The sequence below is a fragment of the Burkholderia sp. BDU5 genome (assembly GCF_001522845.1).
In the GTDB taxonomy this organism is placed as follows: Bacteria; Pseudomonadota; Gammaproteobacteria; order Burkholderiales; family Burkholderiaceae; genus Burkholderia; species Burkholderia mayonis.
In genome coordinates this window covers 21531-28675 of the sequence record NZ_LOWC01000103.1, presented here as the reverse complement: position 1 = coordinate 28675, position 7145 = coordinate 21531, and the positions used below count along the sequence as shown (strand labels likewise).

Below are 7145 nucleotides of genomic sequence, written 5' to 3'. Positions count from 1 at the left end.
TTGCTCAGCTTCCGAGCCGCTGCGCCGTCGGCGGCGTAGCTTCATCTGCGCGACAAAACGAATTGTTCAGGGCCGACGAGCTACTGGAAGACGACCGCAACCAGCTGCGGCCCACGTTCGCCGCGTTGCACGGCAGTCACGCGATGCGCATCCCCGACACGATCGTCGCGCGCATCCGTCATCTGGACGCGACGCTGCCGAAGACGACGGAGACCTGACATGCTGCTCGACAAGATAGGCGGCGCTGACGCCGCGTTCCGCGCTCAGATCGAAGGCATCTACTGGGACGGCAAGATCGGCTGCGAGCCGCATCCGAAATACGGATACGGATGCGACACGCTACCGAACGGCTGGACCGAGATCACGTGGGAAGTGTTCGCGAAGTCGAAGTTCTTCTGCACGCCAATCGCGACTGGCTGGCTGCGCACGACGATCGGCAATGCGCGGCTGTTCTTCATGCATGACCGGGTCGGCTTCGCGCTGCTCGGCGACTACCGCGTCGGCACGGTACAGGTATTCCGGTTTGGTTGCGAACACGAAATGAAGAGCGAAACCGTTGGCAACTGCCTGCACCGCTACACGTGCACGAAGTGGCTTCAGCGAAGTCGTCGATTCGTCCGACTGACGCCAATCAAGCCAAGGAAGTGCATACCGCGACGCGCGATCGCGCCGCGGTGATCTACATCGCGCCTTCACACCTCAATGGCGGGTGCTCGGGTGACGGGTGGGCGCCGTCACATCGCGCACCTTGGCCTGCAGCCGCCGCACAGCGCTTTCATGCTACCCCGCTGCCATATGCGAGCCGAGTACCCGCCATTGAGGTTTATCGGAAGCGCCACTATCAGGTCATTTGTAAGAGCACTCCCCAGATATAATTCGGCGCATAGAAAATTAGTGATCCGACAAGCTGCGTGTCTCGACCGCATTGCAGTGTTGCATTTCACGATCTGCCACGAAATTCAGATTGAAGGCGGCAAGCGCAAGCCTGCCGCACAATAAAAAATTAATCGCTCATCCCTTGCGGGTCACCGATTCATTTTTTAATTGCATTGGCACGATCGTACTATAATACGGCCAAATATAAGGACCACCTGCACCTTGATTCAAGTCCTGATGGATTGCGGTATAACCTTCAATCGCAGGCGGAGAAGAACTATCAATCACAAGCAGCATGATTGCGGTGATAGGCTTTTTGCCCGCCTCTCCGTTCTTCCATGTCATGTAGATGTATTTCCCGCCCGCACCCGCATTCAGATCTTGCGGGCTCCAATTCCAACCCGACGGTGGATTGGATTGAGCTTGGTCGTACGCAACGAAATTCAGTGACGTGACCGGATTGCTATCACCGCATTGATAACCGAGATAGATATATTGACCGCCCACGCCGGTGTTTGTGTCAACAGAAATGAAATCCCAAGGCGGCTGGTACTGTGGTCCCGGAGTGCTTCCTGCTTGAGTCGTGAGAGCATTAATCGGACTTGTCATTTTTCAACCCCTCTCTATGTCTAAGAGACAAATCCAGTATATTAAAAACCTTCGAATACGCAATCGGAAATTTTCCATACCCATCATCATATCGAGATTTATTTCGCCTTCGTCAATTATCCTTTAATTTAATTATTATTTAAATCATCCACATTTATAAGTACACACCACCTTACAATGACTTTCGAGTGCTTTTGCCCCTCATGTTCTCGTAGTGGATTGCGAATTTGTCATCAAACATATACATCGTTGCAGTGATATGCATCTTCATCGTCAAGTGATCTCTCTTTAGCTCAAAGCGCACCTTCACGCGCGTAGGTGAATCGCTATGCATAGCGTGCCCGGCCGCTATCAAAATGCCAATCACCTGGATCGAATGGGACGGCTTCGAAGAGGACTCGCGTTCGCGTTGTCACATCCGGATCGTCGACTTCGAAACCGCAAGCCGCAACGGCGAACCGTTCTCGCGCCTCAATGAGGCGCTCGGCATCCTCCCGAATCCGGTCATGCGCACCTGCACTGCGAATCTGAAGGTAAAGGCCGGTCGGGCGTTCATGCAGTCACGGGGATACGGCGAATGGCAAAACGTGATGGGCATTCGTGCAGACGAACCACGGCGCGTCACTCATCTTACATCACCTGGCCGAGACAACAGCGGCGGGGAGCCGAATCTTCCACTCGCACGCGCCAACGTCCGCAAGGCTGACGTTCTCGCCTTCTGGCGTGCTCAGCCGTTCGACCTCGCGCTCGATCCGGAAGGCGACTTCGGGAATTGCGACGGATGCTTCCTGAAAGCGCCGCACAAGATCGTGCGCGTTCGTTACACGGCCCGAGCTGGCTACCTGGTGGATCAGCGAAGAATCACGCCCGTCAGGCGCCACATTTCGAAACGACCGCCCACGCAATTCCGAACTGCTGCGCGAGGCCGAATTCTACGCGAAGCAAATCCCGCTTGCATTTCCCGAGCACGAAGAGGACGACGCCCTCATCGACTGCATGTGCGGCGACTGACCCACAGAGGACACCACCATGACCCAATCTAATAGCCGCGCTGATGCGCCCGTTTCACAACGGTATTCGTGGGCCACGACAGGCATGAAACGAGATACTGAAGGCTCGTTTGTGCTCGCGTCGGATGACGGCGCGAGAAACAGCCGCGCTGATGCGCTGACGGACGACCAGCGGCAAGCGCTCGGCGAAGCAGTTTCCGAGTACTTCGGCAAGCTGGATTCCGATGAGGGAGTTCGCGCGCCGGAGGGCCGCATCCTTCGCACCTTCGACTACTGCGAATCACGGAACATCGACGACCTGATCGACCGCGCAATCGTGCCGGCCCTCGCTGCATCCCCTGTCGAGCAGCCCGCAGCAGCGCCAGCAGTCATTGCCGAACTGGCGAGCATGACGCGCATGTTCCATGCAGCCTGCCACGATCTCGGGCTCATCAACGAAGCACTCGGCCTCGATCCGGACGACGGCGGTGCGGCGCCGATCCTCGACGCCATCGCCGAACTGAAGGGCCGCGCCACCTCTGCCAATGAGACAGGTGCGGAAAGGTCTGACGACCTGAATGAACGCGCGCACCTTGCCGCCGGTCAGTGGGCGAACGCGAACACACCGATCTCCGAAGCACTCGCCTATCGCGATGGCTACATCGCCGGTGCAAGCTCCCCCGCTATCAGTTCCTCGACGCGCGCGCGAAGGCCGGCGCGCCGATCGGCGCGAACAAGGACATGGCGCTGATGTCGACGATGTGCAATTACTGGATCCGCTGGGGGCTCATCAAAGCGAATCCGTTCGTCGGCATGATGCAGAACAAGGCCGAGAAGGACGTTCGCGCAATCGAGCGGCACCAGGTGTTGCGCTTCTACGTCTGGTCACTGCGGCAGGATCAGGCGTATCGCACGATGGGCGTCGCCGCGATGTTCTGCTACCTCACCGGCTTCCGCGCTGCCGAGGTTCGTCCGTACCATATGGGCGGCTTGACCGACGAAGGTGTGAAGGTGATCGCCGCAAAGCGGAAGAAAGGCGAGGCGCAGACGGTAAAGCTGCGCCACTGGTCGCCGCGGTTGCGCGCCGTCGTCGAGCGGGCAAAGCGCGATCGCCAGACGGAAAGCTTGTTCCTGTTTCCGAACCGGAAAGGCCAGATGTACTCGAAAAGCGGCTGGGCGTCAGTGTGGCAGGACGCGATGTACGCATTCATCGGCGCACGCGACCCGGAGATTGCGAAGGAGCAGGAGGTGAAGAAGATGCGCGAGGCCGCGCAGCGCATCGCGAACCGTATCAACCGGCCAGTCAAGGGCGGAATGGAAACGATGTTGACGAAGCACCCCGATTACTTTTCGCTGCAGGACATTCGCCCGGCTGCCATCACGACGAAGCTCACGAATCGCGATGCCGATGCATACGATTTCGCGGCGCACTCGAACCCGAGCGCGACGCATCGACACTACGATAGGCGGAAGGTAAAAACCGCCAGCGCCACCGAATAAGGCACGGCCCCCGCGTAAAGGTGAATCCTACGCGAGTGCCTCAATATCTGCGTTCTGAGCGAACGGAACGAAGTCATTCGGCCACGCAGCATCCAACGAACAAAGAAGGCGCATCGTGAGCGGGGCACGTAAATTTACCTGCTTCACATTGATTTTCACACTCGCAGGGTCCTTGGCTAGAAGCCTGCAAATGTCGCTCGTATAGTACTTAGGGCAATATCCGACGAGATACGACGGATCATCTGTCCGCAAACATAGTGCGAAGCGATCGTGTTCGTTCTGCAAGTCATGCATAACGTACAGTCGGGCACCGGGTACAAGCTTGTCGGCCGCTTCGATGTTAGGTTCAGCGAAGTGCCTCATACCGCGAGCAAAAAAATCGATCTTCAGTCGACCATCTTCGCTCTTGTGAGGAAGTGGAAAAAGCTCGATCCGATCCGTGCCACGGAGGCCACCCGTGACGGCGAGGATACGTAGTGGATCATCGACCGAAGTACTCGGTAAACCGGTCCACTGGAAGTAACTAGAAAACTCCGGACGCGAGCGGGTAAGCAGTCGGTTAGAAAACAGCGGGAACAGTTGTTCGGAGTGGTAGATGGCGGACAAATCATCCATCCGCCCGAACGGTCGAAAGCCCTCTGCTCGCTGAGCACCCTTCGTATACACGAAACGGTACCCACTCTCGTCACGGTCGACGCGGGCTACCGGAATCCATTCCCGTGAGGATGCTTGTTGCCACGCAACGAATAGTGTTTCCATCACTGTTTGCCAGGTTCGAGCGCAAGCAAGCGCTCTTGGTTCAACATCAAAAACTCTACCAAGAACTTACGACGAACGGGCGACAGTATCTCGTCGGGAAACGTTGCAACAATATCCTGGACTTGAGCGGCACCAACAGCACCGAGCCGATTCAGCCAAGCTCGTGCCGCATGAGGCCACAACTTACAAAGAAATGAAAACGCTTCAATCGTCAGCAGTGACTTGACGCCACCGGCTCCGCTGTGTGGATACAGTCCCGACCTTGCTTTCCCCACAAACGTGCTGATGTGGCAGCCCATGTCTTTCGTAGTCAGCATGTTGTCGCACTTAGCCTCGGTCAAATTGCGCGCGAAGCTAGACCCATGATCGAAGCTCGGCGCGAGATACAGGCTCGCACTCGCAAGAGGATCTAAAACAACCCCCCAATTCTGATCATGCCGATCTTGGTTTCCGATCCACGTATCGAGCATGAGATAGCCAACCACGACGTCCGCTGCGGTCGACACCCCATCAAACGGCTCGAAGTCCTTCGGAGGCACCACAAGGCCGTCCTCGGTCGCTCGTTTGAAAAATGCCGCGAAGAGCGTGACCGTATGAGCTCTAGATCGATAATTTTTTGCGTCCGCAAACTCCGCGTACTGACGGCTCTTCGAGAAGATCTCGTTTCCGTGGATCAGCCGGCCGCCCTTCGGCACAAAGTTCGGACAAACAACGCCCGTTTGGTCGCCGCATCTGGCGAGTTCGTAGTAAGCATGCGGGATACCCAGTGCCGCTGCAAGCTCGCACGCAAGCTTCTCGGCCCAATTCTCACCGGTGTTCGCGCGACCAATTTTGAATAGGCTTCGACCCAACTGCGCGTCGGCGTACCAGAATTTTTCTTTTGTACCGAGCTGCTCTAGCAGGTCTGCGGAACCGACTGGAACCTCAATGATGGGAAACACTGTGCCCCCGTAGAGTCGCTCCGTGGACAACCACACTGGAAGCGATATTCCGAAATTCGCATTTCCGTTCCGAAATTCACATCGCGGAAAGCAAAACAGGCACCTAAGTGCCTGTTTTGTTTGGGAATTTTGGGGTGGCTGATGGGACTCGAACCCACGACGACAGGAATCACAATCCTGGACTCTACCAACTGAGCTACAGCCACCACTCATTTTTTCTCCGTTTGATTCGCCGTAGCGGGCTCATCAACGAAGAAGCGAAATTATACAAAGGCTGTTTAACTTTGCAAAGCCTTTTTTTCCAAAAATTCTTCCGGGCTCGTCAGGTAAGTGCGCGCCTCATCGAAGATCGACAGATCGCCGCGCGCGAGACGCTTGTTATCCGACAACACGCGGCGCCAGCCGCGCGCGCCCGCGACGCCGCGATACAGGCCGAGCGCATGCCGGACGATCGCGCCGAGATATGTGCCGCGCGCGAGTTCGGTCGCACAGTATTCGACGAGTTGCGCCTCCACTGCCTCACGCGTCGGCGCCAGCGTGGTCGCGCCGTAGAAGCGCGCGTCGATGTCCGCGAGCACGTACGGGTTGTGATAGGCCTCGCGGCCAAGCATCACGCCGTCGACGTGCCGCAGGTGCTGCTCGACTTCGTCGAGCGTCGTGACGCCGCCGTTGACGACGATCTCGAGCTGAGGAAAGTCCTGCTTCAGCCGATACGCATAGTCGTACTTGAGCGGCGGGATCTCGCGATTCTCTTTCGGCGACAAGCCCTTCAGGATCGCGTTGCGCGCATGCACGATGAACACGTCGCAGCCGGCCGCGGCGACCGTGCCGACGAAGTCGCGCACGAATGCGTAGTCCTCGGCCGCGTCCACGCCGATCCGGTGCTTGACCGTCACCGGAATCGACACCGCGTCGCGCATCGCCTTCACGCAATCGGCGACGAGTTGCGGCTCGTTCATCAGGCACGCGCCGAACGCGCCGCGCTGCACGCGCTCGGACGGACAGCCGCAATTCAGATTGATTTCGTCGTAGCCCCAGCGCTCGCCGAGCTTCGCGGAATGCGCGAGATCCGCGGGCTCGCTGCCGCCGAGTTGCAGCGCGACGGGCGCTTCGTCGGGCGTAAACGCCAGATGGCGCGCGACGTCGCCGTGGATCAGCGCGCCCGTCGTCACCATCTCCGTGTAGAGCCACGTGTGGCGCGAGATCGTCCGATGAAACGAACGGCAGTGGCGATCGGTCCAGTCCATCATCGGGGCGACGGACACTCGGCGTGGACTGGACGAAGACGAGGCAGACATAGGCGGTACGGTAAAGCGCGGCGGCGCGTGGACAACCGCGCATTTTACCGCAATGCGGCCGGTAGGCTGGCGCGAGACGCGCGGCGCGCGGCGCGCCGTTCGCGCATGCCCAATCCCAAACGCGAAAGCCCCGACCGCATGACGCAACCGGGGCTTTCTTTTGCATCAGATCC

9 protein-coding genes and 1 tRNA gene are annotated in these 7145 nt (G+C 58.1%); 5 read left to right on the top strand and 5 right to left on the bottom strand.

Features of this window, described 5'->3' with window-relative positions:
• Positions 1–218, top strand: a 218-nt coding sequence (locus WS69_RS34175; protein ID WP_231747152.1) for a hypothetical protein, incomplete at its 5' end; no start/stop codon positions are given.
• Between the two features lies 1 nt (position 219).
• On the top strand, positions 220–678 hold the full coding sequence (locus tag WS69_RS15950) for a hypothetical protein (protein ID WP_059471696.1): 459 nt from the start codon (positions 220–222) through the stop codon (positions 676–678).
• A gap of 333 nt (positions 679–1011) precedes the next feature.
• Here the strand turns inward: WS69_RS15950 and WS69_RS33400 are convergent, their stop codons facing one another.
• Positions 1012–1485 carry a hypothetical protein gene (locus tag WS69_RS33400; RefSeq protein ID WP_156438175.1) on the bottom strand — a complete coding sequence of 158 codons (474 nt, stop codon included), beginning with the start codon at positions 1483–1485 and terminating at the stop codon, positions 1012–1014.
• 356 nt (positions 1486–1841) lie between these two features.
• Between WS69_RS33400 and WS69_RS33395 the strand changes: the two genes are divergently transcribed.
• Genes WS69_RS33395 through WS69_RS15930 form a run of 3 tightly spaced genes read left to right on the top strand, consistent with a single transcriptional unit; the run spans position 1842 to position 3974 of the window.
• Complete coding sequence (locus WS69_RS33395) at positions 1842–2528, top strand: hypothetical protein (RefSeq protein WP_156438173.1); 687 nt, start codon at positions 1842–1844, stop codon at positions 2526–2528.
• Positions 2515–3225: a hypothetical protein gene (locus WS69_RS34810; protein WP_231747151.1), complete on the top strand. Its 711-nt coding sequence runs from the start codon at positions 2515–2517 to the stop codon at positions 3223–3225. Before WS69_RS33395 ends, WS69_RS34810 begins: the two co-directional genes overlap by 14 nt.
• Positions 3225–3974: a hypothetical protein gene (locus WS69_RS15930; RefSeq protein ID WP_156438171.1), complete on the top strand. Its 750-nt coding sequence runs from the start codon at positions 3225–3227 to the stop codon at positions 3972–3974. Before WS69_RS34810 ends, WS69_RS15930 begins: the two co-directional genes overlap by 1 nt.
• Positions 3975–4001: 27 nt before the next feature.
• Here the strand turns inward: WS69_RS15930 and WS69_RS33390 are convergent, their stop codons facing one another.
• The 4 genes from WS69_RS33390 to dusA form a co-directional block, all read right to left on the bottom strand.
• Positions 4002–4733 (bottom strand): HIRAN domain-containing protein, encoded by a 732-nt coding sequence (locus WS69_RS33390; protein ID WP_156438169.1) that lies wholly within the window; start codon positions 4731–4733, stop codon positions 4002–4004.
• Complete coding sequence (locus WS69_RS15920) at positions 4733–5674, bottom strand: phosphatidylinositol kinase (protein ID WP_156438167.1); 942 nt, start codon at positions 5672–5674, stop codon at positions 4733–4735. The genes WS69_RS33390 and WS69_RS15920 overlap by 1 nt, the downstream gene beginning before the upstream one ends.
• 130 nt (positions 5675–5804) lie before the next feature.
• Positions 5805–5880: transfer RNA gene (locus WS69_RS15915), tRNA-His, on the bottom strand.
• A gap of 72 nt (positions 5881–5952) precedes the next feature.
• Positions 5953–6972: a tRNA dihydrouridine(20/20a) synthase DusA gene (dusA, locus tag WS69_RS15910; RefSeq protein ID WP_059471689.1), complete on the bottom strand. Its 1020-nt coding sequence runs from the start codon at positions 6970–6972 to the stop codon at positions 5953–5955.
• Positions 6973–7145: the final 173 nt, after the last annotated feature.